Origin of the sequence: Pseudomonas sp. WP18 (genome assembly GCF_036689585.1) — a bacterium.
GTDB classification, from domain to species: Bacteria; Pseudomonadota; Gammaproteobacteria; order Pseudomonadales; family Pseudomonadaceae; genus Aquipseudomonas; species Aquipseudomonas chlororaphis_E.
The window spans coordinates 3,305,408-3,328,382 of the sequence record NZ_CP144758.1; the positions used below are offsets into that span (position 1 = coordinate 3,305,408).

At 62.7% G+C, this 22,975-nt stretch carries 23 protein-coding genes; 15 read left to right on the top strand and 8 right to left on the bottom strand.

What is annotated here, in order from left to right:
* The first annotated feature begins 47 nt into the window (after nt 1–47).
* Nucleotides 48–1,241, top strand: a complete 1,194-nt coding sequence (locus V5F23_RS14595; protein WP_042731138.1) for an MFS transporter — start codon at nt 48–50, stop codon at nt 1,239–1,241.
* Here the strand turns inward: V5F23_RS14595 and V5F23_RS14600 are convergent.
* Both V5F23_RS14600 and V5F23_RS14605 read right to left on the bottom strand, forming a co-directional pair.
* Nucleotides 1,235–2,272 carry a dienelactone hydrolase gene (locus V5F23_RS14600; protein ID WP_042731137.1) on the bottom strand — a complete coding sequence of 346 codons (1,038 nt, stop codon included), beginning with the start codon at nt 2,270–2,272 and terminating at the stop codon, nt 1,235–1,237. The two genes, V5F23_RS14595 and V5F23_RS14600, sit on opposite strands and share 7 nt — an antisense overlap.
* Nucleotides 2,273–2,450: 178 nt before the next feature.
* Nucleotides 2,451–3,059: an FMN-dependent NADH-azoreductase gene (locus V5F23_RS14605; RefSeq protein WP_053145097.1), complete on the bottom strand. Its 609-nt coding sequence runs from the start codon at nt 3,057–3,059 to the stop codon at nt 2,451–2,453.
* 131 nt (nt 3,060–3,190) lie between these two features.
* Between V5F23_RS14605 and V5F23_RS14610 the strand changes: the two genes are divergently transcribed.
* Nucleotides 3,191–4,099, top strand: coding sequence for a LysR substrate-binding domain-containing protein (locus tag V5F23_RS14610; protein ID WP_042731135.1), 909 nt, complete (start codon nt 3,191–3,193; stop codon nt 4,097–4,099).
* The gene (locus V5F23_RS14615) at nt 4,096–4,449 is read left to right on the top strand and encodes an MmcQ/YjbR family DNA-binding protein (RefSeq protein WP_053145102.1); all 354 of its coding nucleotides are present in this window, start codon (nt 4,096–4,098) and stop codon (nt 4,447–4,449) included. The genes V5F23_RS14610 and V5F23_RS14615 overlap by 4 nt, the downstream gene beginning before the upstream one ends.
* Nucleotides 4,450–4,452: 3 nt before the next feature.
* On the opposite strand, the gene V5F23_RS14620 is transcribed toward V5F23_RS14615, so the two are convergent.
* Both V5F23_RS14620 and V5F23_RS14625 read right to left on the bottom strand, forming a co-directional pair.
* A complete protein-coding gene (locus tag V5F23_RS14620) occupies nt 4,453–4,869 on the bottom strand; it encodes a DUF1294 domain-containing protein (protein WP_212802605.1) in 417 nt (138 codons plus the stop codon).
* A complete protein-coding gene (locus V5F23_RS14625; RefSeq protein WP_042732651.1) occupies nt 4,866–5,696 on the bottom strand; it encodes an undecaprenyl-diphosphate phosphatase in 831 nt (276 codons plus the stop codon). The genes V5F23_RS14620 and V5F23_RS14625 overlap by 4 nt, the downstream gene beginning before the upstream one ends.
* Nucleotides 5,697–5,970: 274 nt before the next feature.
* Between V5F23_RS14625 and V5F23_RS14630 the strand changes: the two genes are divergently transcribed.
* From V5F23_RS14630 to V5F23_RS14670, 9 genes are all read left to right on the top strand, one after another.
* Nucleotides 5,971–7,605 (top strand): methyl-accepting chemotaxis protein, encoded by a 1,635-nt coding sequence (locus tag V5F23_RS14630; protein WP_047738740.1) that lies wholly within the window; start codon nt 5,971–5,973, stop codon nt 7,603–7,605.
* Nucleotides 7,606–7,792: 187 nt separating this feature from the next.
* Nucleotides 7,793–8,356 carry a nicotinamide riboside transporter PnuC gene (gene pnuC / locus V5F23_RS14635; protein ID WP_042732649.1) on the top strand — a complete coding sequence of 188 codons (564 nt, stop codon included), beginning with the start codon at nt 7,793–7,795 and terminating at the stop codon, nt 8,354–8,356.
* Complete coding sequence (locus tag V5F23_RS14640) at nt 8,353–8,892, top strand: AAA family ATPase (RefSeq protein WP_042732648.1); 540 nt, start codon at nt 8,353–8,355, stop codon at nt 8,890–8,892. Before pnuC ends, V5F23_RS14640 begins: the two co-directional genes overlap by 4 nt.
* A gap of 295 nt (nt 8,893–9,187) precedes the next feature.
* Nucleotides 9,188–9,634: a hypothetical protein gene (locus tag V5F23_RS14645; RefSeq protein WP_047738741.1), complete on the top strand. Its 447-nt coding sequence runs from the start codon at nt 9,188–9,190 to the stop codon at nt 9,632–9,634.
* A gap of 1 nt (nt 9,635) precedes the next feature.
* Nucleotides 9,636–10,214, top strand: coding sequence for a hypothetical protein (locus V5F23_RS14650; RefSeq protein WP_047738743.1), 579 nt, complete (start codon nt 9,636–9,638; stop codon nt 10,212–10,214).
* A gap of 62 nt (nt 10,215–10,276) precedes the next feature.
* Nucleotides 10,277–11,275 (top strand): hypothetical protein, encoded by a 999-nt coding sequence (locus V5F23_RS14655; RefSeq protein WP_047738745.1) that lies wholly within the window; start codon nt 10,277–10,279, stop codon nt 11,273–11,275.
* Between the two features lie 172 nt (nt 11,276–11,447).
* Nucleotides 11,448–12,128, top strand: coding sequence for a C39 family peptidase (locus V5F23_RS14660; RefSeq protein WP_338495445.1), 681 nt, complete (start codon nt 11,448–11,450; stop codon nt 12,126–12,128).
* Nucleotides 12,129–12,185: 57 nt separating this feature from the next.
* On the top strand, nt 12,186–12,932 hold the full coding sequence (locus tag V5F23_RS14665; protein WP_212802606.1) for a hypothetical protein: 747 nt from the start codon (nt 12,186–12,188) through the stop codon (nt 12,930–12,932).
* Nucleotides 12,933–12,977: 45 nt separating this feature from the next.
* Nucleotides 12,978–14,261: a transporter gene (locus V5F23_RS14670; RefSeq protein WP_042730466.1), complete on the top strand. Its 1,284-nt coding sequence runs from the start codon at nt 12,978–12,980 to the stop codon at nt 14,259–14,261.
* A 67-nt stretch (nt 14,262–14,328) separates the two neighbouring features.
* Here the strand turns inward: V5F23_RS14670 and V5F23_RS14675 are convergent, their stop codons facing one another.
* Entirely contained in the window at nt 14,329–15,654 is a 1,326-nt protein-coding gene (locus V5F23_RS14675; protein ID WP_042730465.1) for a sigma-54 dependent transcriptional regulator, read from the bottom strand.
* Nucleotides 15,655–15,996: 342 nt separating this feature from the next.
* On the opposite strand from V5F23_RS14675, the gene V5F23_RS14680 reads away from it, so the two are divergent.
* The 3 genes from V5F23_RS14680 to nhaB all read left to right on the top strand — a co-directional run bounded on the left by V5F23_RS14680 (nt 15,997) and on the right by nhaB (nt 19,331).
* The gene (locus V5F23_RS14680; protein WP_003181216.1) at nt 15,997–16,263 is read left to right on the top strand and encodes a hypothetical protein; all 267 of its coding nucleotides are present in this window, start codon (nt 15,997–15,999) and stop codon (nt 16,261–16,263) included.
* 183 nt (nt 16,264–16,446) lie between these two features.
* Complete coding sequence (locus V5F23_RS14685) at nt 16,447–17,736, top strand: delta-60 repeat domain-containing protein (RefSeq protein WP_338495447.1); 1,290 nt, start codon at nt 16,447–16,449, stop codon at nt 17,734–17,736.
* A gap of 92 nt (nt 17,737–17,828) precedes the next feature.
* Nucleotides 17,829–19,331 (top strand): sodium/proton antiporter NhaB, encoded by a 1,503-nt coding sequence (gene nhaB, locus V5F23_RS14690; RefSeq protein WP_212802608.1) that lies wholly within the window; start codon nt 17,829–17,831, stop codon nt 19,329–19,331.
* A 111-nt stretch (nt 19,332–19,442) separates the two neighbouring features.
* Here the strand turns inward: nhaB and V5F23_RS14695 are convergent, their stop codons facing one another.
* Genes V5F23_RS14695 through gnd form a run of 3 tightly spaced genes read right to left on the bottom strand, consistent with a single transcriptional unit; the run spans nt 19,443 to nt 22,758 of the window.
* Nucleotides 19,443–20,264, bottom strand: a complete 822-nt coding sequence (locus tag V5F23_RS14695; protein WP_123579098.1) for a Cof-type HAD-IIB family hydrolase — start codon at nt 20,262–20,264, stop codon at nt 19,443–19,445.
* The gene (zwf, locus tag V5F23_RS14700; protein ID WP_042730461.1) at nt 20,261–21,781 is read right to left on the bottom strand and encodes a glucose-6-phosphate dehydrogenase; all 1,521 of its coding nucleotides are present in this window, start codon (nt 21,779–21,781) and stop codon (nt 20,261–20,263) included. The genes V5F23_RS14695 and zwf overlap by 4 nt, the downstream gene beginning before the upstream one ends.
* The gene (gnd, locus tag V5F23_RS14705; RefSeq protein ID WP_042730460.1) at nt 21,778–22,758 is read right to left on the bottom strand and encodes a phosphogluconate dehydrogenase (NAD(+)-dependent, decarboxylating); all 981 of its coding nucleotides are present in this window, start codon (nt 22,756–22,758) and stop codon (nt 21,778–21,780) included. Before gnd ends, zwf begins: the two co-directional genes overlap by 4 nt.
* Nucleotides 22,759–22,975 lie beyond the last annotated feature (217 nt).

The window sequence follows — 22,975 nt, forward strand, 5'->3', positions numbered from 1 at the left end:
CCCGACCCATGATGAAGCACTCTTACCGCCGCCCGCGAACGAGCCCCATGTCCACACCCTCTTCTTCGCCCAGTTCCCTGTCGATCACCCTGCAGATCGTCTCGATCGTTTTCTATACCTTCATTGCCTTCCTCTGCATCGGCCTGCCGATTGCCGTGTTGCCGGGGTATGTGCACGAACAGCTGGGCTTCAGCGCGGTGGTGGCGGGGTTGACCATCGGCTCCCAGTACCTGGCCACCCTGCTCAGCCGGCCCATGGCCGGGCGGGTGTCGGACAGCGTCGGCACCAAGCGTGCGATCGTCTACGGCTTGTCGGGGATTGTGCTCAGTGGCGTGCTGACCTTGCTCTCGACGCTGCTGCAAAGCCTGCCGCTGGTGAGCCTGGTGATCCTGATTGTTGCCCGCTTGCTGCTCGGCATCGCCCAGGGCCTGATTGGCGTGGGCACTATCAGTTGGTGCATGGGCCAGGTGGGCGTGGAGCATACCGCCCGCTCGATTTCCTGGAACGGCATCGCCTCGTACGGGGCCATCGCCATCGGTGCTCCGCTGGGGGTGGTGATGGTCGATGCGCTGGGGTTCACCAGCCTGGGGCTCGCGTTGTCGTTGCTGGCCGGCTTGGCGCTGCTGATGATTCGCCACAAACCTTCTGTGCCGGTCATCCGCGGCGAACGCCTGCCCTTCTGGGCGGTGTTCGGGCGCATTGCGCCATACGGCGCGAGCCTGAGCCTGGCCTCGATCGGCTATGGCACCCTCACCACGTTCATCACGCTGTTCTATGTCAGCCGCGGCTGGACCGGCGCTGCCTGGTGCCTGACGGTCTTCGGCATCTGCTTCATCCTGGCGCGGTTGCTGTTCATTTCCAGCATTGCCCGCTTCGGCGGCTTCAGCTCGGCCATCGCCTGCATGAGCATCGAAACCGTGGGGCTGGCGCTGCTTTGGCTGGCGCCGTCCACCGCATTCGCCTTGGTAGGTGCCGGGCTGGCGGGGTTCGGGCTGTCGTTGGTGTACCCGGCGCTGGGCGTGGAAGCGATCAAACAAGTGCCCAACACCAGTCGCGGCGCAGGGTTGAGCGCTTACGCGGTGTTCTTTGACCTGGCGCTGGCGATTGCCGGCCCGCTGATGGGGGCGGTGGCGCTGAACCTGGGCTATTCGTCGATCTTTTTCTGCGCGGCGCTGCTGTCCATCACCGGCCTCGGCCTGACTCTGCTCCTACGTCGGCGGGCCGAACAGAAAGGCTATTGATCGGCAGTATTCAAGCCCGCTCGGCTCGGCTTGCCCAAGGCGTCGCTGAAAAAGCGCCCGGCCTCGGAAATCATCGTCCGGTGGATGTCTTTACGGTCAACGCCATCGGCATCGGTGCACAGGGCCGGCATTGCGGCAATCTGCTCTTCGGTGCACGGCGCCAAAAAGACGAAATGCCCAGCGCCCGCCAGTGTCTTGAAGTCCGGTGCGATAGGCAGCTTGCGCGCCAGCGCGGCGGCATTCTTGTCGAAGGCCACGAGCTTGTCGCCGTCACCGCTGTAGAGCAGCACCGGCACATGGACGTCCGCCAGGGTGTGCCGGCCAAACTTCAGGCTCAACGGCGCCATGAGCAACAGCGCCCGAACCCTGGGGTCGGCCTCGGGTTGCAGGTCATCCCGGTCGGCGATCAACTCGCCCTGGGTGTTGCAGGCGTCACGGTCGTCAGGCCGCTCCTGGCAATAGCGGCGCAGGCGATTAAGGTCGGGCGTGGCACCGGACAGGATCAACGCGGTCTCGCCCCCGGCCGAATAACCGATGACCCCCACTTGCCCGGCATTGACGAACGGCGAGAGCATCGAATCGTTCAGCGTCGCGGTAATGGCGGCGGAAATCTGGATCGGCCGCCCGTACAGGTTGCTCAAGGTGCCGAGCCGGCTATGGTCCTGGGCGTTATCCCCGGGATGAATCACCGCCACCACCACGAAGCCCTTGCGCGCCAATGAGGTGGCCAGGTCGTGCAGGGCCAACGGCGTACCGGTATTGCCGTGGGACAGCATCAGCAGAGGGAAACGGCCAATGGCGATCTGGGCTTCCGGGGCGGCATCGATCTGGTAGCCACCCAGTTGGCTGGACTGGTCCCTGGCGGTAGACGGGTAGAAGGCAATGGCGTGCATCGGCTGGCGGTCCAGCGGATCGAGAAAGCTCAGCTCATGGAATCCGGCGCTCCAATGCGGATGCGGCGCCGGGGCGGCCTGCACTGAACCCAGGCTGCCGAGCAGGCAAAACAGTAATTGCGCACCAAGACGTATCATCGCATCTTCCACTTTCACCACCCGGCCAGATACCCGGTGGCTCGCAGCTTGGCGTGCATAACCTGCGCCAAAAGCCTTCGCCAGATGCAGGAAAACTCTGCACCCTGGCCGTCCATGACGATCAGAGTACAGAGTTTTACCGAAGTTGCCCGAAACGCTTGGCTTTTTTACCCAAGCTTTACGCAGCGGCGAACTGCTCGCCGATCTGGGCCTTGGCGGCAGTCATGGCCTTGGCGTGCATCTCCTCACCGTAGGCCAGGCCTTCGGCACGGATCACTTCGATGTCGGTGATGCCCAGGAAGCCGAACATGTGCTTGAGGTAGTCCTCATGGGCCAGGCCGCTGGGTTGACCGGCGTGCAAGCCGCCTGCGGTGGACACGATCACCAGCTTCTTGCCACCGCACAGGCCCACAGGACCGGCTTCGCTGTAGCTGAAGGTCTGGCCGGCCACGGCAATGCGGTCGATCCAGGCCTTGAGCTGGGTCGGAATGGTGAAGTTGTACATCGGTGCCGCGATGACGACCGCGTCAGCGGCCTGGAATTCGGCCAGCGTGGTGGCACTGAGCTCGGCTTCGTGCTGCAAGGCGGCGTCGCGCAGTTCAGCGCTGGTGCCGGCGGCAACCAAAGTCTGGGCCGAGAAATGGCTGATGGCGTCGGCGGCCAGGTCACGATAGGTCACCACAATGCCGGGCTCGGCGGCCTGCCAGGCCTGCACCACTTCGCGGCTCAATTGGCGGGAAGCGGAGTTGTCGCCCAGGATGCTCGAATCGATGTGCAGCAGTTTCATGTGAATGCTCTCCAAGTGAGGATCGCAACCAGGCGATCAATTGAGGACAATCCTATCGACGAAACCAATAGTCGATAAGACTGCATTGATGCGATAGTTCGTCCTACTGGCAGGACAATAGAGCGCCGAACATGCAAGACCTCAATGATTTGTACTATTTCGCCAAAGTTGTCGAAGCTGGCGGCTTTGCTGCCGCCGGCCGCACCCTGGGTATCCCCAAGTCACGCCTGTCGCGGCGCATTGCCGAGCTGGAAGAACGCCTCGACGCCCGCCTGCTGCAGCGCACCACCCGACAGCTAAAGCTGACGGCGGTCGGCGAACGCTACCTGCGCCATTGCCAGGCCATGTTGCTGGAAGCTGAAATGGCCGACGAGGCGGTGGCGAGCATGTCGAGCGAACCCCGTGGACGCTTGCGGGTGTCGAGCCCGGTCGGCCTGGCCCACCAGATCCTGCCGGGGGTGATCAGCGCCTTCCTGGCGAAATTCCCCCAGGTCCAGTTGGAAATGATCCTGGTCAACCGCCGGGTCGACCTGGTCAGCGAGGGCATCGATGTGGCGCTGCGGGTGCGCGACATCGGCGACGAAGACCCGCTGCTGATGACCCGCCGACTGCGCCAGGCGCGGCTGCTGATGGTCGCCAGCCCTGCGCTGATCGAAGGACGCCAGGTCAACACCCCGGAGGACCTCAAGCAGCTGCCGGTGCTTGGGGCACTGGAAGCCGATCGCCTGGTGCACATGCGCCTGCTCAAGGCCGATGGCCAAAGCGCCGAGCTGACCCTGGAGGCGCGCCTGGGCATCGACGATTTCATCGTGCGGCGCGCCTGCACCCTCGCCGGCCTGGGCTTCACTTTATTGCCCAGCATGTATTGCGAGCAGGAGTTGCTGGACGGCAGACTGGTCGAACTGTTGCCTGGCTGGTCGTCGCCGGACGGCTGGCTCCAGGCGGTCTACCCTCATCGGCGCGGCATGCTACCGGCAGTGCGCGCGTGGATCGATCATCTGGTGGAAGCCTTCGAGCTTTGTGGGGAACGAATGATATGAGTTTGAGCGAAGAGGATGTCGCGGCGTTCTGCCTGGGCTTGCCCGGTGCGCGAGAAGATTACAAATGGGGCGGCGTGCGGGTGTTTTCCATCGCCGGCAACAAGATGTTCGCCCTGCAAGGCCTGCGCAGCGATTCACTGGCGTTCAAGGTCGACAAGGATTTGTTCCTCGGCCATTGCGATCGGCCGGGCATCCACCCCGCTCCGTACCTGGCGCGGGCCCAGTGGATCATCATGGAGGTGCCTTACCCTCTGGGCGACGACGAACTGCGCAGTCTGATCCGGCGTTCCCATCAACTGGTGGTGAGTAAATTGCCCAAGCGCGTCCAGGTCGGCCTGCTGATGGACTGACACTCAGAACCGCCGCAACAGGCCGCCCAGGAACAACTGGTCGACCCAGAACACCTGGTGCAACAGCACGATGCACCAGAACACCAACTGGAACGAGACCTTACGGGTCTTGTGGCGGAACACCTGCTGGGCCAACAGGGCACCGGGCCAACCGCCCGCCAGTTCCACGGCGTGCAGCACGTTTTCCGGGGTACGCCAGGCATCGGCGCGAGCCTTGCGCTTGTCGCGCCAATACAGCACGAACGCCACCGCGCTGACGACGCCATAGGCCACCAGGGGCACCCACGACTCCGCCCGCAGCGCCAGCGTTAGCGAGCCGAACAGCGGCAAGGCACACAACAACGCGAACACCACCAGTTTGAGCCGCCAGTGCTGGACCGCGCCATTGGTGGTGCGCTTGCGGGTGCCTGAATCGTTCATGGCTGGGCGGCAGACCAGTCCACCCAACCGAACTGCCAGGTGGCCAGGATCAACAGGCCGAAGGCAATCCGGTACCAGGCGAACACCGCGTAGCTGTGGCTGGCGATGAAACGCAGCAAGGCCTTGACGGCGATCATGGCGAAGATGAACGCGGTGACGAAGCCGATGGCAAACACCGGGAAATCCGCCGGGACGAACAATTCACGGTACTTGTAGCCCGAATAGACGGCGGCGCCGACCATGGTGGGCATTGCCAGGAAGAACGAGAACTCGGTCGCGGTCTTGCGCGAGAGGCCGAACAGCAACCCGCCAATGATGGTGGCGCCGGAACGGGAGGTGCCGGGAATCATCGCGATGCACTGGGCCAGGCCAACCTTCAAGGCGTCCTTCCAGGTGATGTCGTCTACCGTTTCGGCGTGCACCCGATGCTGACGCTTCTCGGCCCAGAGCATCACCAGGCCGCCCACCACCAACGCCGCGGCGACCGTGATCGGGTTGAACAGGTAATGGTGAATCCAGTCGGCCAGCAACACGCCCAGCACCACCGCCGGCAAGAAGGCGATCAGCAGGTTGGCGGTAAACCGACGCGCACTCGGCTGGGTCGGCAAGCCCAGCACGACGTCAAAGATTTTTTGCCGGAATTCCCAGACCACCGCCAGGATCGCGCCGAGCTGGATGATGATGTTGAACGCCATGGAGCGCTCGCCACCAAAGTCCAGCAAGTCGGCGACCACGATCTGGTGCCCGGTGCTGGAAATCGGCAGGAACTCCGTCAAGCCTTCTACCACGCCAAGAATCAGTGCCGAAAAGGCGGTCCACAAATCCATTCATCCCCCAAAAAAGCCCTGTCTGCCAGGGTCTCATCAAAATTAAAGTGTCAGGCAGGTGCCCGCAGCGGGTGCACGATAACTGCGACCGCTCAAAAAAAACCAATGAAACATCAACTCAGGCTCAGGTTTTGCGCCGCGGGGCCGAAATCCTATCAGACAAGCCCGAATAACGCTGCCGCGTTATGGGGTTAGAAAAGTCAGGCGATACCGACGGATGCTCGAGCCCCGCCGGTCGTTGCTGACAAGAATAAGAAAACTGGAGTGACAGCGTATGAATAGCTTGCGCAATGTGTCGATCAGCCGACGCTTATGGCTCATCCTGGTCGTGGCCATCGTGATGCTGTTCACGTTGGGCGCCTTGATGCTCAAACAGATCCATTACGATCTGTACCAGGCCAAGGTACAGAAGACCCAGCACGTGGTGCAGACCGCCAGTGGCGTGCTGAGCTATTACCATGGCCTGGAAACCGCCGGCACGCTGACCCGCGAAGCGGCACAGAAACAGGCGCTCAGCGCCGTGCGCGGCCTGCGCTACAACGACACCGATTATTTCTGGATCAATGACCTGACGCCGGTCATGGTCATGCACCCGACCAACCCGAAACTCGAAGGCCAGAACCTCTCGGCGATCCGCGACCCGAACGGTTTTGCCCTGTTCAACGAAATGGTCGCCATCGCCAAGTCCAAGGGCGCGGGCATGGTGGATTACCTCTGGCCGAAGCCGGGCGCCGATGCCCCGGTGGGCAAGACTTCCTACGTCAAACTGTTCGAGCCTTGGGGCTGGGTGATCGGCTCGGGGGTATACGTGGACGACGTGGCCGCGGAATTCCGCGCCCAGTTGATCAAGGCGTCGCTGGTCGGCCTGGGGATCACCCTGATCATGGCCGTGCTGTTGACGCTGATCGTGCGCAGCATCGTGCGGCCCTTGCAGGAGACGGTGAACGCCATGGCGAACATCGCCAGCGGCGAAAGCGACCTGACCCGCACCCTCGACACCCACGGCCAGGACGAAGTCACGCAACTGGCCCGGCACTTCAACGCCTTTACCGCCAAGCTGCGCCAGGTGGTGAGCCAGTTGCAGGCCTCGGCCAGTGCCCTGGGGCAATCCTCCAACGAGTTGGGCAGCGACGCCGCACAGGCCCAGGAACGCAGCCAGCAGCAGTCGCAGCAAATGGAACTGGTGGCCACGGCGATCAACCAGGTCACCTATGGCGTGCAGGACGTGGCGAAGAACGCCGAACATGCCGCCAGCGAAATGCGCGACGCCGAATCCCAGGCGCAGCAGGGCCAGGTGAACATCGACGGCAGCTTGCAGCAGATCGATCGACTGTCCCAGACCATCGACCAGGCGGTGGAGGTGATCCGCACCCTGGCCAGCGAAAGCACCCAGATTGGCAGCGTCCTGGAGGTGATCCGTTCGATTGCCGAGCAAACCAACCTGCTGGCCCTCAACGCCGCGATCGAGGCCGCCCGCGCCGGCGAACAGGGCCGCGGTTTTGCGGTGGTGGCCGATGAAGTGCGGCTGCTGGCGCAACGCACGCAGAAATCCACGGCCGAGATCCAGGCGATGATCGAGCGCTTGCAGAACCATTCCGAAGCCGCGGTCAAGGTCATCAGCGACAGCAGCCGGGCCTCGCAACTGACCATCGAACAGGCCGGCCTGGCGGGCGCCAGCCTCAACGCGATCGGCCAGGCCCTGCGCAACCTCAACAGCCTGAACGCCTCCATCGCCAGCGCGACCTTGCAACAGGCCCATGTGGTGGAAGACATCAACCAGAACGTCACCCAGGCTGCCGGCCTGTCCCACAGCACCGCCGTGGCCGCCGAACAGTCGAGCCTGGCGAGCACCCGGCTCAAGGCGTTGAGTGAGCAATTGAACGGATTGCTCACGCAGTTCCGCGTTTAACCGGTAGACCGTCTTCGCGAGCAAGCTCGCTCCCACAAGGGATCTACGGTGAGCACAAATCCTGTGTCCGCCAAGGATCAACCTGTGGGAGCGGGCTTGCTCGCGAACGCTCCAGCATTGAAGTTGGAGCTGCCCCCGCCATACCGTTTACAATCGCCGCCCTCTTCCACTTCCCCAAGGAACCACCATGTCCGGGCTCGAACTGTTTGCCGCGGCCCTCGGTGTGATCGCTGTCTGGTTGACCGTCAAGCAGAACCCCTGGTGCTGGCCGATCGGCCTGGTCATGGTGTTGCTGTACAGCTGGATTTTCTACGACGTGAAGTTGTATTCCGACATGTTGCTGCAGGTGATCTACGCCGTGCTGCAGCTCTACGGCTGGTGGCAATGGACCCGCGCCGGGCAGGCCCATGAAGGCCGTCAGGTCACGCGCCTGCAAGCGCCGTCGGTGTGGCTAGGCCTGGGCATCGGTGCGGCGGGAAGCCTGGTATTGGGCGCGGCCATGGCCCACTGGACCGACGCCGCGCAGCCCTGGCTCGACGCCGCATTGACCGGTTTCAGCCTGGTGGCCCAGTGGTGGATGGCGCAGAAACGCGTGCAATGCTGGCCGCTGTGGATCGCCCTGGACTGCATTTTCGTCGCCCTGTTCATCTACAAGGGCCTGTACCTGACCGCCGCCTTGTACGCGCTGTTCACCCTCCTGGCCGTGCAAGGCTGGCGGGAATGGCGTGCCGACCCGGCGCTGCGCGCATGAAAGTGGTCGTGCTGACGGGCCCGGAATCCAGCGGCAAGAGCTGGCTGGCCGAGCAGTTGCAGACGCACTTCGGCGGCCTGCGGGTGGACGAGTATGTCCGCCATTTCATGGAGCAGAACCCACGCGACACCTGCCTGGCCGACATCCCCGAGATCGCCACCGGGCAACTGGCCTGGGAGGACGCCGCCCGAGCCCGCCAGCCGGCGCTGCTGATCCTCGACACGCACCTGCTGAGCAACATCCTCTGGAGCCAGACCCTGTTCGGAGATTGCCCGACCTGGCTCGAACCGGCGTTGCTGAGCCGCCATTACGACCTGCACCTGCTGCTGAGCCCCGAGCAGGTCGAATGGACCGGCGACGGCTTGCGCTGCCAGCCGGAACTCGCCGAACGCATGGCCTTTTTCGAGGCGATCGAGCATTGGCTGGTTCGCCATGGGCAGCCCTACCAGTTGATCGAAGGCAACTGGGCGCAACGCCAGGAACGGGTTTTCGCCGTCGTAACCCAGTTGCTCCACCCGGATGTGTTGCATCCCTGAAACACCTCCCCCACGCCAACCCCGCCTGCAAAGCCGCTTCATCCAACGGTCATCAGGGTTGTAAAGCCGCTGAAACACCCCGCTGAAAGGCTGGATCCAGAGCCCTGGGACAGCGGGACGCAGCCTGATGGACACGGGCATTGTCTCAGCGCTGAAACAGCTGCCCTCCGCCGTGCCGCTTCGCTGACGACAACCCATTGAATCCAAAGCCGTTTCAAAACACGGCACAACACCTGCTCTGCACCACTTCGCAACGCTGGACCAGGGCCAGCCCACCGAAGAAGGAATCGCCGTCGTGGGGACTTTCGAAAGAAGTTTGACCTGTCTGCTGTTGATCGGCTGCGCCACCAGCGCAACCCTCAGCCCGCCGGTGCAGGCCGAAGGCAACGGCGTCATTGTGCTCAGCCGTGACGTGCAACCCATTCCCATCGGTCGCAATGGCGGCAAAGACCCCTACCCGACCACCGTCAATGCCAACCCATCCGAACGAATCCATCAGGTGACCACCAGCACCGAGCTGAGCGATGGCGAGTTCGCCAGCGTCGCCAGCGGCTCGTCGATCCGCGGCACCGTCACCCCGAACACCGGCATGCAGGGCCTGAACGTGGTGACCAACCCCAACGGCATGCCCGGCATGAGTGCCGGTCACGGCGGCGGCAGCGGCGGCGCGATCTCCGGCACCATCAACCGCTCGCTCAGCTCCGGCCTGGCCCCATTGGGTCGGCTGGCGGGAGGCCAATGAGATGAAGCCCGTCCTTTGCCTGCTGGCCTTGCTCGGCTCCTCCATCGCCCTTGCCGACCCAGGCGTGGCGGTGGTCAACAGCGCCAATCTGCAGGACTCCGGCAGTCGCTACACCGGCAACCTCAACATCAACCAGGCGGCCGGCGACCAGACCCAGCAGACCAATACCCGGGCCATTGCCATTGGCACCGACGCCCAGGCCACCACCACCGTACGCCAGCGTCTCGACACGCCGGCCAACCCGAACATGAACGCCACCGCCCGTATCGGCGGCAACGCATTCACCCATGGCGACGGCGTGCTGGGCGTCAACCAGTCCGCCGGGGCCAACAACCAGATGGCCAATGTCATGCGAGTGGGCATCAGTGCCCACCCGCAGAGCATTGATGACAGCGCCCTTTCCCAACAGAACGTGGCGTTGCTACCGAACTCAGGAGCAACTGGCGCCCCAACCGGCAGTCGCCAGGTCGTAACCAGCGACCAGGCCTTCACCGGCAGCCGAGGGGTGATTCAGGTGAACCAGAGTGCCGGGGTGGGGAACCACATGGCCAACACCCTGAGCATCCGGGTCGCTGACTGACCCGGCGCAGTGTGCATAAGAAAGTACCGACACTTAACCAACGACACGCAAGGAGAAACACTATGAAACCTACAATGGCACTCAAACCATTGGTTTTCGCTCTCGCCGCTGTCATGGCCATGGCCGCGCAGGCTGGCGGTAACGATAACAATCACGGCAATGGACATGGCAATGGGCACGGCCATGGCAACCATGGCCAACAAGGTCCGACGCTGGATCAAATGCTCTCCATCAGTGCCGGCGCTGGGGCTACGGTGCTGGACGAGCAGAACAGCGACGGCAACGTGGTGACCAACCAGGCCACCCGCAACACCGCTGACGCCAAGGACTCGCTCAATGGCAGCAACGGCAACATGGGCGCCAACGTCGCAGGTGGCGACGGTAACCAGCAGGACAATGCCGCCGCCCTGGCCACCGCTGACGAAAGCTTCATCTTTGGCTCGGCCGTCGCCATGTCCAGTGCTACCCAGGTCAATAACAACAACTACGTCAAGAACAACTCCACCCAAAACAATGCCTCGCTCACCAACGCGGGCAACAACGGCTCCGGCAACATCGGCATCAACGTAACCGCCGGCAACTTCAACCAACAGAAAAACAACCTGGCCATCGCCGTTTCCGGCGGTCGCGTCGCCCAAGCCTCGGCGTCGGCCGACCAGACCTCCACCGGCCTGGAAGTGGACAACAAAGGCGTGCGGACCTACAAGACCGACACCCTCACCAGCACCTACAGCGCCTCCGGTACGTTCAAGGCAAAAGGCAGCGGCACCGCCGAAGACGACAATCATGGCGGCTGGGACAACAAGGGCGGCGGTTATGGCGGCGGCCACGACGACGACAAGTTCAAGTTCAGCGCCGTGGGCACCTTCGACCTGGCCGGCAGCAACACCCAGCAGGTGTTGACCCGCGATGGCTGGAAAAACCCTGTGATCAACAACGCCACCATGAGCAACTCCATGAACGGCTTCTCCGGTAACGGTGGCGCCAACGTGTCGGCCGGCGTGGGTAACCAGCAGAGCAACTCGCTGTCCATTGCCGCCGGCTGCAAGGCTTGCATGTAGATGCGCATGAAATGAAGCCCCCGGAACCGGTCGTGCTAGCCATTCACGGGATTTGAAATGGGCCCGTGGCGAGGGAGCTTGCTCCCTGGCCACAGGGTTCACAAAGACCTTGAGCCAATAGCGTTGTCCACGAACGGGGCTTTTTTTCCACGACTCCCCAGGCGTATCGATCATGCGTGCAATGGCCCTTTCCCTGCTGCTTTGCATGGCTTGCGTGGCTGAGGCCGCGCTGATGCCGGTGGCCGCCCTGCCTGGCGGCATGTTGGTCTTCAAGCCGGTGCAAAGCGTGCGCGAGCGCAAATTCAGCGACATCGTCGAGCAGAAAACCGATTTCAGCTGCGGTGCCGCCGCGCTGGCCACGGTACTGCGCCAGGCCTATTGGCTGGATGTCGATGAAGAACACGTCATCAAGGGCATGCTGGTCAATGCCGACCAGAACCTGGTCCGCACCCAGGGGTTTTCCATGCTCGACATGAAACGCTACGTGGAAACCATCGGGATGCGCGCCCGAGGCTACCGGATACCGCCCGAAAAACTCGAAGCGGTGACCATTCCGGTGGTGGTGCTGATGGAAATACGCGGCTACAAGCACTTCGTGGTATTGCAGCGCGCCGACAAGCAATGGGTCTATATCGCCGACCCGGTGCTGGGCCATAAACGCTACGCCCAGGAAGATTTCGTCAAGGGCTGGAACGGCATCGTCTTTGCCATCGTCGGGCCAGGCTACGACAAGACCAATGCGTTGCGCAGCCCTCCGCAACCGCTGACGGCACGTAACAAGCTGGACGGGTTCAACCCGGTCAGGGATGCAGAACTGATGGATTTCGGCTTCATACAGAGCGACTTCTTTTAATCGCCGACCAACGCCAACATAACGACAATAAGGAGCAGGACGCTCCGGGAGCAGTACATGAAAACGTCACATTGGCTGACGCTGGCCTGCCTGGCCGCGTCAGTCCCGGCCCATGCCTATGCCGGATTCAAACCCATCGAAGTCAAGGATCAGGAGCTTGCCGAACTGCGCGGCCGGTATGTCATGCCCGGCCGGATCATCAGCTTTGGCATCGTCATGAGCAGCACCTGGCGCAACGCCAGTGGTGACCTGATCGGCGCCAGCAGTTCGATGCAGATCCAGGCCGCCACCATCAAGCCCGAATTCTACGTCTCCACCATCAAGCAGACCGGCAACGGCAGCGTCCCGGACCAGGGCGGCGGCAACATCACCGGTGGCGCAGGCCTTGGCACGGGCCAGGGCGTGACCCAGAGCGTACGCGCTGCCGGCGACGGCAACACCGCGTACAACAACGTCGACATCAATGTGAAGGAGAGCAGCCAGGCACCTGCCCTGGCACCCGCCCAGGGCCAGTTGCTGACGCGCGGCCAGACCATCAGCGGCAGCAACGCCGCCGGCAGCGTCGCGGTCACGGCCACCAGCAGTGGCGTGCAGATGGCGATCCAGGCCAGTCACAACCAGGGCAGCAGCCTGCAACAAGTCGCCCAGGGCGGGCTGTTGCAGAACACCCGCCTGCTGGGCAACAGCAACCTGGTCAGCAACATGACCCAGCTCAACGTGGTGCTGAACAACAACGGCCCCAGCGCCGGAGCGCTGGACTGCAACCTGACCCAATTGCGTGGCCTGCGTAACCTCGGTTATTGAACTACGCTGCCTTTCAACCACTGGGCAAATAGGGACGACATTTTCATGTATCGATCCGTATCGTTGCGCGCTGTGATGTGTTTGAGCACGTTGTTCCCGGCAACCTTGCTACACGCGGCGCCGGATGCGGACATCGAGGCCCTGAAACAGGAACTTCTCGAGCTCAAGCAACGGTACGAGGTCCAGCAAAAGGCCCTGGCGGTGCTCGAACAGCGGGTGCGCCAGGTGGAGGACCAGCCCGCCGCCCCACAACCCAAGCGCCTGGCCAAGTCGCCGGCCGACATGAAGGGCAACCAGAGCGTGGCCGGCAACGGTGCGACGACCGCCGGCGGCAGTGGCTACGGTCAATCCCTGGCCGATGACTCGCAACCGGCGCAAAGCGTGTCCAACCTCTATGACGAGGCCAGCGGCTTCTTCGGCGGCGGCAAGTTCAGTTTCGAGACCGGCGTGACTTACTCGCGCTACGACACCCGGCAATTGATCCTCAATGGTTTCCTGGCACTGGACTCGATATTCCTGGGCAACATCAACCTCGACCGGATCAAGGCCGACACCTGGACGCTGGACCTCACCGGACGCTACAACTTCGACAATCGCTGGCAGTTCGACCTCAACGTACCGGTGATCTACCGCGAGTCCACCTACCAGTCGGGTGGGGCCAATCAAGGCGCGGCCGGTGTAACCAGCGAAGAAACCGTGACCCGCGACCCCACTATCGGTGACGTCAACTTCGGCATCGCCTACAAGTTCATGGACGAGTCGGTCAACAGCCCCGACGCCGTGGTCACCCTGCGGGTCAAGGCGCCCACCGGCAAGGATCCGTTCGGCATCAAGCTGCGCCAGTCCCAGGCCAATACCAACCTGTTCGTGCCTGAAGACCTGCCCACCGGCAACGGCGTCTGGTCGATCACCCCGGGCCTCTCGCTGGTCAAGACCTACGACCCGGCGGTGCTGTTCGGCAGCCTGTCCTATACGCACAACCTTGAAGAATCGTTCGACGACATCAGCTCCACCGTCAACCAGAAGACCCCGGGCAAGGTGCGCATCGGCGACAGCTTCCAGATCGGCGCCGGCATCGCCTTTGCCCTGAACGAGAAGATGAGCATGTCGTTCTCGGTCTCGGACCTGATCCAGAAGAAAAGCAAGCTCAAGGAGGACGGCGGGGACTGGCAATCGGTGGTCTCCAGTGACGCCAACGCCGGCTACTTCAACATCGGCATGACCGTCGCCGCCACCGACAACCTGACCATCGTGCCGAACCTGTCCATCGGGCTCACCGACGACGCGCCGGACTTCACCTTCAGCCTGAAATTTCCGTATTACTTCTAGGTAGTGTCCCCAGTGGAAGCGAGCAGGCGCGCTCCCACTGCCTATCGCCTATAGGTTCCGGGAGGGTTCAGCGGATCTGATGCTTGTGCAGCAACCGATAGAACGTTGGCCGGGACACGCCCAGTACCCTGGCCGCGACGCTGAGGTTGTCGCTGTGGCGATTGAGCACGTCACTCAATGCCTGGCGCTCGGCACGGGTCTTGTAGTCTTCGAGGGTGCCCATGGGGGCGACCACCCCCTGGGGGCTGGCCAGGCCGAGGTCATGGGCCTCGATCTGTCGCCCTTCGGCCAGCACCAGCCCGCGCCGGACCCGGTTGGCCAACTCCCGCACGTTGCCGGGCCAGTCATGCATGCCCATCGCCACCAACGCATCCTCGCTGAAGCTGCGGGGCCGGCGCCCGGTTTCCTGGCTATAGAAATGGGAAAAATGACTGGCCAGCATCGCCAGGTCGCCATGGCGCTCGCGTAGCGGTGCCATGACCACCTGCAACACGTTCAAGCGATAGTACAAGTCCTCGCGAAACCGCTTGAGCCCGATGGCCGCTTCAAGGTCCACATGGGTGGCCGCCAGGATCCGCACGTCCACCGCGATGGGCTGGCTGCCACCGACCCGCTCGATGTGCCGCTCCTGCAAGAAGCGCAGCAAGTTGGCCTGCAACTCCAGCGGCAGGTCGCCAATTTCATCGAGAAACAAGGTGCCGCCATGGGCCGCCTCGATTCGCCCAATCTTGCGCTGGTGCGCACCGGTGAAAGCGCCCTTCTCATGGCCGAACAACTCGGACTGGATCAGGTGTTCCGCAATGGCCCCGCAGTTGATCGCAATGAAGGGCTTGTTGCGTCGGTGGGATTGGAAATGCAGGGTGCGCGCGACCAACTCCTTGCCGGTGCCGCTCTCGCCGCGAATCAGCACTGGAGACTCAGTGGGCGCCAGCTTGCCCAACAACTTGCGCAGTTCCCGGATCGGTTTGCTATCACCCAGCAATTCATGTTCAGGCTGGTCGATGTGTATCGAACCTTGCCCACGCAACCGCGCCATGCCGAACGCCCGCCCCAGGGTGACCTGCACGCGGGAGACGTCGAAGGGCAAGGTGTGGAAGTCAAAAAACCATTCGCAGACAAAGTCACCGACGTTCTGCAGGCGCAACACTTCCTGGTTGAGCACGGCGATCCATTCGGCGCCGCTGCGGCTGATCAATTCCTTGACCGCTTCCGGGCGCTCCAAGTGAAACGGCTGCAACCGCAACAGGCCGACATCACAGGTGCGATCGCCGGCGTGTTCGAGGGCACAGCTGTCCACGTCCCAGCCGATGGACCGAAGGCCGGGCAATAGACGATGACAATCGTCGCAGGGATCAACCACGAGCAGACGACGCGACGTACTGGCTTCGAGCATGACTGATCCTTGGCGCCAAAATAAGGAAATGTGATTAGAAACAGTCGTTTGGCAAACCTGCATGTAACAGTAGCAAGAAGTTGACACACCCTTGTATCAATTGATTATCGAGACCGCACAAAACTGGTTATAAGCGCGATTCTAATTAACGAATCCGTCATTAATTCTTTCACCACGCTTTCAAACAAAAGCCATAACGCCGGGTCTGAAAGAAAATCGAAATTTATTCAACAATTGTGTGACCCGCCCCCGGGTTCGGAACATCAGTACAAGTATCCAGCCGCACGGTACGCCCAACCGCCGGCACATCATTTGATTGGGCACCTTTTAAGAGAAGACGCCATGAACGCCCCGCTCCGTATCAACGAAGCTCTTTTGATTGCCGACCGCGCATTCCGTCCCTTCCAGTGCGTGGCCTGGGCCCCACAAGACGGTAACGGCGAACTCAGCCTGACCGTCATCGACCGCACCAATACCCACATCGGTCGCACCCAGATTCCAAGCAGTGCCTATACCGACCCGGCCCAACTGGCCAACTTGTTGAAACAAGCCCGCGCCGAATTGAGCCAGGAAGGCTATAAGTTGCAGTCCTGGTCCATGCCGGAATAACTCGCAGCCAGCGTTATTTATGGTGGCAGGCTTGGCACTGGATCAGAAAGCCATCGTTATGGCACGAAACGCCCCTGCATCTGCTGGACCTGACAGTTGTGCACTTTCACATTCAGGGTTTGAATGTTGCCTTCATGCCGTCGTCGCCCTTTCGGGGCGTTCGACGCACAAGGAGAGGCATGCATGCCCGATCAATCCGCATTGGCGTTTCCCAAGGCTGCGGCTCACGCAGGGCAACTTGACCCAGGCTTTGCCGACAACGGCAAAGCCTGGGTTCATTTCGTGGACAGTACGTCGAGCCTGCTCACCGGGCTGACCCTGGACCGTGCCGGTCGGGCCTTGGTAGCCGCCCGGGTCGAGACCGCCCAGGGCACCCGGTTCGGGCTCGCCCGCCTCAACCAGGACGGCTCCACCGATCCGGGCTTCGGGACGGGCGGCAGCGTGATCGGCTCGTTCGAGAACGGCTTCGACGCCACCGCAGGCAAAGTGATCGAGTTGCCCGACGGACAGATCCTGCTCTGCGGCCTGCACTACGAAAGTAACGACCACACCCTCCCCGCCCTGGCGTTGTTCGATCGGCAAGGCCACGCTGTGCCTGGATTCGGCAACGCCGGCCGACAGATCGTCCGGCTGTGCGGCAACCTTTCCCAAGGCCTGCGCGACCCTTGGCTTCCGCCGGGTGTGCCCGGCCTTGAAGCCTGTGACATGCAAGTGCAGGCCGATGGCCGGATACTCCTGCTGGCCAATCATCACTTCCAACTGTCCGACCATGTCGGCGTGCTGATCCGACTCCTACCGGATGGCGAACTGGACAATACCTTCAACGGACGCGGCTTTGTGATGGTCCGCCGCCTGCTGAAAAACACCTGGCTGGGCTGCCTGACGCTCCAGGCCGATGGCCACATCCTCGTCGGCGGGGCCATCGACCTGCCCCAGCATGGCCTGATCGCGCGCTACGACCCCCACGGCAACCTCGACAGCGGCTTTGGCGACGCAGGCTTCCTGTCCATCCTGGCCCAGGACCACAGCGTGATGGTCAGCCAGATCGTCGAACATGCAAACGGCGACCTGCAGGCGTTTGGCAGCAGTCGCGACCCGATGCACAGCCTGTCCCTGAAAGTGTGCCGCGATGGCGTACCGGATCACCACAGCAACCAGGGCCAATGCCGACTGTTGGAAATCGGTCGCGGCGCCAGCCAATGGACGGCCGCCCAGGTCCAGGCGGATGGAAAACTGTTGACCGCCGGCGCCACCCTCGGCGGTATCGAAGCCGACTTCGTACTGGCCCGGCATTTGCCGGACGCCAGCCTCGACCCGGATTTCGGCGAAGGCAACGGCTGGGTTCGCACGCGCTTGGGCTACAGCCTGGACACCGCGACCGGGTTGGCGGTGCAACCCGACGGAAAAATCCTGGTGGGCGGCTATTCACTCAACGGCAGCTACCGTGCGGTGGTGGCCCGGTATTGGGCCTGAGCCCCGTCGCATTTGAAGGACATTTGCTTCTGCGCTTGATATTGCGCATGTGTTACGGCAAGTTGCGCGCTTCTAATTAAAAGGAGCAGCCGATGTCCGGTCCAATGGCTCAGGCTTTCGCGCACAATTTTCTGGGGCATTCCCCACGCTGGTACAAGGCGTGCATCATCACCTTCCTGATTCTCAACGCCGTGGTGCTGTGGACGCTGGGCCCGGTCGTTGCCGGCTGGATGTTGGTGGTGGAATTCATCTTCACCCTCGCCATGGCCCTCAAGTGCTACCCGCTGATGCCCGGTGGCCTGCTGCTGGTCGAGGCCCTGCTGCTGGGCATGACCACGCCCAAGGCGCTGTACGACGAACTGCTGCACAACTTTCCGGTCATCCTGCTGCTGATGTTCATGGTGGCCGGCATCTATTTCATGAAAGACCTGCTGCTGTTCCTGTTCTCACGCCTGCTCCTGGGCGTGCGTTCCAAGGCGCTGCTGGCGCTGATGTTCTGCTTTCTCTCGGCGTTCCTGTCGGCCTTTCTCGATGCCCTGACCGTCACCGCTGTGATCATCAGCGCCGCGGTGGGCTTTTATTCGGTGTATCACCGCGTGGCCTCGGGCAACGATCCGCGCCAGGACAGCAGCGTCGATGAAGACCACGCCCTGCCTACCTTGCACCACGAAGACCTCGAGCAGTTCCGGGCCTTCTTGCGCAGCCTGCTGATGCATGGCGCCGTCGGCACCGCGCTGGGCGGCGTCTGCACCCTGGTGGGCGAGCCGCAGAACCTGTTGATCGGCCATGAGATGGGTTGGCATTTTGTCGAGTTTTTCGTGAAGGTCGCGCCGGTCTCGCTGCCGGTGCTGGTTGCCGGGCTGGTGACCTGCGTGGCGCTGGAAAAGCTGCGCCGGTTCGGCTACGGCACATTGCTGCCGGATAACGTGCGGGCGGTGCTGGCCGACTACGCCGAGCAGGACAACCGCGAGCGCACCTCACGCCAAAGGGCGGCGCTGATCGTCCAGGGCATCGCCGCGCTGATCCTGATCGTAGGACTGGCGCTGCACATCGCTGAAGTCGGCCTGATCGGCCTGATGGTGATCGTGCTGATCACTGCGTTCACCGGCATCACCGACGAGCACCGCCTTGGCAATGCATTCAAGGACGCCATGCCGTTCACTGCACTGCTGGTGGTGTTTTTTGCGGTGGTGGCGGTCATTCATGACCAGCAACTGTTCACGCCCTTGATCCAATGGGTGCTGGCCCTGCCCGCCGACCAGCAACCGGGCATGCTGTTCATCGCCAACGGCCTGCTATCGGCCATCAGCGACAACGTGTTCGTCGCAACCATCTACATCACCGAAGTGAAGCAGGCCTTCATATCTGGCCACATGAGCCGCGAACAGTTCGAAACCCTGGCGGTGGCCATCAACACCGGCACCAACCTGCCCAGCGTCGCCACCCCCAACGGCCAGGCCGCGTTCCTGTTCCTGCTGACCTCGGCGATTGCCCCGCTGATTCGCCTGTCCTATGGCCGCATGGTCTGGATGGCACTGCCCTATACCGTGGTAATGGGCGGGCTGGGTTGGTATGCAGTGACCTACTGGCTGTAACTGAAGAAAGACTGTGGGAGCGGGCTTGCCCGCGAAGGCGGTGGGCCAGTCGACACCTTCATCGACTGCCCCACCCTTTTCGCGAGCAAGCTCGCACAAGTGTGCTTGGGGTTATCGGGGCAGGATGTAGCGTTCGATTGCCAAGGCCGCACCGTCTTCGGTGTTGGCGGCGGTGACGACATCGGCCTGGCGCCGGATCGCTTCTTCCGCTTGCCCCATGGCAATCGACAAGCCTGCACGATGGAACATCGCCGGGTCGTTGCCTCCATCGCCCATGGCGGCGGTCTGCTCCAGCGGCACGCCGAGGAAATCGGCCAGTGTCGCCAACGCTTCACCCTTGTTGGCCTTGAGCGCCGTGACGTCCAGGTAGATCGGCTGCGAACGCGACACCTGGGCCTGGCCGTTGAGCAGCGGGTGCAGGCGCGCCTCCAGCTCCACCAGCAAATCAGTGTTGGCGCTGGTGGCGACGATCTTGTCGATGCGTTCCAGGTAAGGCTCGAAGCTCTCGACCTGCACCGGCGGATAGCCCAGGCCGCGGGTTTCCACCGGGACCATCGGCCCGTGGGCATCGCGCACCAGCCAATCGCCGTCGGCAAATACCCAGGCCTCAATGCCAGGCTGATCGGCGTACAACGCCAGGGTGGTCCGCGCTACCTCGGGCGGCAGGTAGTGCACCGCGAGGAAACTGCCGTCCGGATGCACCAGCGTGCCGCCATTGAACGCCGCGGTGGGCAGGTCGACACCCAGGGCCTCGATGTATTGCAGCATCGCCCGGGGCGGCCGACCGGTGGCGAGGCTGAACAACACGCCGGCCTCGCGCAAAGAACGCACGGCTTCGATGGTACGTTGGTTGAGGCTGTGGTCGGGCAGCAACAGAGTGCCGTCCATGTCACTGAGCAGGAAGCGGATGGGGCGTTTCAACGGCTCGCTCATCCGAGGCCGTGCCAGACGCGACCATCGCGTGTCAGCAGGTCATCGGCCGCGGCCGGCCCGTCTTCCCCGGCCTTGTACGGCTGGAACGTCGCGTCCTGCTGCCAGGCGTCGAGGAACGGCTGCACCGCGCGCCAACCATTTTCAATATTGTCGGCACGCTGGAACAGCGTTTGATCGCCCGTCAGGCAATCGTAGATCAGGGTTTCGTAACCCGTGGACGGCTGCATTTCGAAGAAGTCCTTGTAGGCAAAGCCCAATTCTATGTTTGCCATGTCGAGGGCCGGGCCGGGCCGCTTGGCCAACAGGTCGAACCACATGCCTTCGTTGGGCTGAATCTGGATTCTCAGGTACGTAGGTTGCAATTCGTCGACGTCGGTGTCGCGAAACTGCGCATAAGGCGCCGGCTTGAAGCAAATGACGATTTCCGTGTCACGCACGCTCATGCGCTTGCCGGTGCGCAGGTAGAACGGCACGCCCACCCAACGCCAGTTATCGATCATCACCTTGAGGGCGACGTAGGTTTCGGTGGTGCTGTCGGCCGCCACGTTGGCTTCTTCGCGATAGCCGTTGACCGCCTTACCGCCCAGTTCACCGGCGGTGTACTGGCCGCGCACCGAGTTGGCGCGGGCCTGCTCCACCGACCACGGCCGGATCGCACCCACGACCTTGGCCTTCTCGCCCCGCACCGCATCCGCGCCGAAGGCCGCCGGCGGCTCCATGGCCACCATCGCCAGCAGTTGGAACAGGTGGTTGGGCACCATGTCCCGCAGGGCGCCGGTGCGTTCATAGAAACTGCCACGGGTTTCCACGCCGACGGTTTCGGCCGCGGTGATCTGGACGTGGTCGATGTAGTGGTTGTTCCAGAACGCCTCGAACAGGCTGTTGGAGAAACGGCTGACCAGAATGTTCTGCACCGTTTCCTTGCCCAGGTAATGGTCGATCCGGTAGATCTGTTTTTCGCTCATGACCTTGAGCAGGCAGGCATTCAGCGATTCAGCGGTGCGCAGGTCGGAGCCGAACGGCTTTTCGATCACCACGCGCCGGAACGCATCCGGCTGCTCCTGAAGCAGCCCGGCCGCACCGAGGCGGCTGACCACCTCGCTGAAGAAGCGCGGCGCGGTCGCCAGGTAGAAGACCGCGTTGCCGGTGCCGCTGGCGGCGATTTTCGCCGCCAGCGCGTCATAGGTGCTGTCATCGAGAAAGTCACCCTGCACGTAGCTGATGCCTTGCGCCAGGCTGGCCCAGCGCTGCGGGTCGAGCGCGTGTTCGGCGTCGCCGCCTTTGCTCGCCGCTTCGCTGCGAATGAACGCCTCCAGCTTGCTGGCGAAGTCCGCATCGCTGATGGCGTTATGGTCAACTCCAACGATCCGCAGCCCATCTCCCAGCAGGCCGTCACGACTCAAGTGGTACAGCGCCGGCATCAGCAGGCGCTTGACCAGATCGCCATGGGCGCCGAACAGGAACAACGTGGTCGGCGGTGCAGGTTCTGCCTTGGATTTGCTGCCGATCGCGGTCATTTTTTCGGTGTCTCCACGTGGCCGCCAAAGCCGAAGCGCATGGCCGAGAGCATCTTGTCGCCATAGGTGCTCTGCTGGCGCGAGCGGAAACGGGCGAACAACGAGCTGGAGAGCACCGGCACCGGCACCGCCTGCTCGATGGCGGCCTCGATGGTCCAGCGCCCTTCGCCGCTGTCGGCGACCTCGCCGGAGAAGCCATCGAGTTTCGGATCGCTGGCCAGGGCGTCGGCGGTCAGGTCCAGCAACCAGGACGACACCACGCTGCCGCGACGCCAGACCTCGGCGATATCGGCGACGTTCAAGTCGAAACGCTGCTCTGGTGGCAGGCTTTCGCTGGATTTGGTCTTGAGGATGTCAAACCCTTCGGCGAAGGCCTGCATCATGCCGTACTCGATGCCGTTGTGGATCATCTTGACGAAATGCCCGGCGCCCGCGGGGCCCGCGTGGATGTAGCCGCGTTCGGCACGGTCGTCGTCGGACTTGCGGTCGCGAGTCCGTGGGATATTGCCCATGCCCGGCGCCAGGCTGTCGAACAGCGGGTCCAGGCGCTTCACCACTTCGGCGTCACCGCCGATCATCATGCAGTAGCCGCGCTCCAGGCCCCACACGCCGCCGGAGGTGCCGACGTCGATGTAGTTCAGGCCCTTCTCCAGCAGGGCGTGGGCCCGGCGGATGTCGTCCTTGTAGTACGTGTTACCGCCGTCGATGATCACGTCGCCCGGCTCCAGCAGGCCGCTGAGCACGGTGATGGTGTCTTCGGTCGGCGCACCGGCCGGCAGCATGACCCAGACCGCCCTTGGCGCCTCAAGGGCGGCCACCAGCGCTGGCAGGTCCGCGACGCCAGTGGCGCCTTCCTGGCTGAGATTTTCGACGAACGCAGCGTTGCGGTCGTAGACCACGGTGGTGTGCCCATTGAGCATCAGGCGCCGCGCAATATTGCCGCCCATGCGGCCCAGTCCAATAATCCCGAGTTGCATGTGCTGATGCTCCCTACTACAAATAAAGGTAAGTCAAAGGTTTAGCTCAAAAGACAGTTGGGGGTTAGTCCAGAGCATTGCTGCATAGTTTCCGGGTAATTTGAGCGATCACAAGGGATAACGCTCCAATCCCGGCCAAAGACACAGCGACCATGAAAAATAAAAAAGTTCCAATCACAAGCAAAAGAAATCAGAATCGGCGCCGATAGTAGAGGTG

Bases quoted from the DNA above. Each gene is read 5' to 3' on its own strand.
- V5F23_RS14595 (WP_042731138.1), top strand. From the start codon at position 48: ATGTCCACACCCTCTTCTTCGCCCAGTTCCCTGTCGATCACCCTGCAG.
- V5F23_RS14600 (WP_042731137.1), bottom strand. From the start codon at position 2,272: ATGATACGTCTTGGTGCGCAATTACTGTTTTGCCTGCTCGGCAGCCTG.
- V5F23_RS14605 (WP_053145097.1), bottom strand. From the start codon at position 3,059: ATGAAACTGCTGCACATCGATTCGAGCATCCTGGGCGACAACTCCGCT.
- V5F23_RS14610 (WP_042731135.1), top strand. From the start codon at position 3,191: ATGCAAGACCTCAATGATTTGTACTATTTCGCCAAAGTTGTCGAAGCT.
- V5F23_RS14615 (WP_053145102.1), top strand. From the start codon at position 4,096: ATGAGTTTGAGCGAAGAGGATGTCGCGGCGTTCTGCCTGGGCTTGCCC.
- V5F23_RS14620 (WP_212802605.1), bottom strand. From the start codon at position 4,869: ATGAACGATTCAGGCACCCGCAAGCGCACCACCAATGGCGCGGTCCAG.
- V5F23_RS14625 (WP_042732651.1), bottom strand. From the start codon at position 5,696: ATGGATTTGTGGACCGCCTTTTCGGCACTGATTCTTGGCGTGGTAGAA.
- V5F23_RS14630 (WP_047738740.1), top strand. From the start codon at position 5,971: ATGAATAGCTTGCGCAATGTGTCGATCAGCCGACGCTTATGGCTCATC.
- pnuC (WP_042732649.1), top strand. From the start codon at position 7,793: ATGTCCGGGCTCGAACTGTTTGCCGCGGCCCTCGGTGTGATCGCTGTC.
- V5F23_RS14640 (WP_042732648.1), top strand. From the start codon at position 8,353: ATGAAAGTGGTCGTGCTGACGGGCCCGGAATCCAGCGGCAAGAGCTGG.
- V5F23_RS14650 (WP_047738743.1), top strand. From the start codon at position 9,636: ATGAAGCCCGTCCTTTGCCTGCTGGCCTTGCTCGGCTCCTCCATCGCC.
- V5F23_RS14655 (WP_047738745.1), top strand. From the start codon at position 10,277: ATGAAACCTACAATGGCACTCAAACCATTGGTTTTCGCTCTCGCCGCT.
- V5F23_RS14660 (WP_338495445.1), top strand. From the start codon at position 11,448: ATGCGTGCAATGGCCCTTTCCCTGCTGCTTTGCATGGCTTGCGTGGCT.
- V5F23_RS14665 (WP_212802606.1), top strand. From the start codon at position 12,186: ATGAAAACGTCACATTGGCTGACGCTGGCCTGCCTGGCCGCGTCAGTC.
- V5F23_RS14670 (WP_042730466.1), top strand. From the start codon at position 12,978: ATGTATCGATCCGTATCGTTGCGCGCTGTGATGTGTTTGAGCACGTTG.
- V5F23_RS14675 (WP_042730465.1), bottom strand. From the start codon at position 15,654: ATGCTCGAAGCCAGTACGTCGCGTCGTCTGCTCGTGGTTGATCCCTGC.
- V5F23_RS14680 (WP_003181216.1), top strand. From the start codon at position 15,997: ATGAACGCCCCGCTCCGTATCAACGAAGCTCTTTTGATTGCCGACCGC.
- V5F23_RS14685 (WP_338495447.1), top strand. From the start codon at position 16,447: ATGCCCGATCAATCCGCATTGGCGTTTCCCAAGGCTGCGGCTCACGCA.
- nhaB (WP_212802608.1), top strand. From the start codon at position 17,829: ATGTCCGGTCCAATGGCTCAGGCTTTCGCGCACAATTTTCTGGGGCAT.
- V5F23_RS14695 (WP_123579098.1), bottom strand. From the start codon at position 20,264: ATGAGCGAGCCGTTGAAACGCCCCATCCGCTTCCTGCTCAGTGACATG.
- zwf (WP_042730461.1), bottom strand. From the start codon at position 21,781: ATGACCGCGATCGGCAGCAAATCCAAGGCAGAACCTGCACCGCCGACC.
- gnd (WP_042730460.1), bottom strand. From the start codon at position 22,758: ATGCAACTCGGGATTATTGGACTGGGCCGCATGGGCGGCAATATTGCG.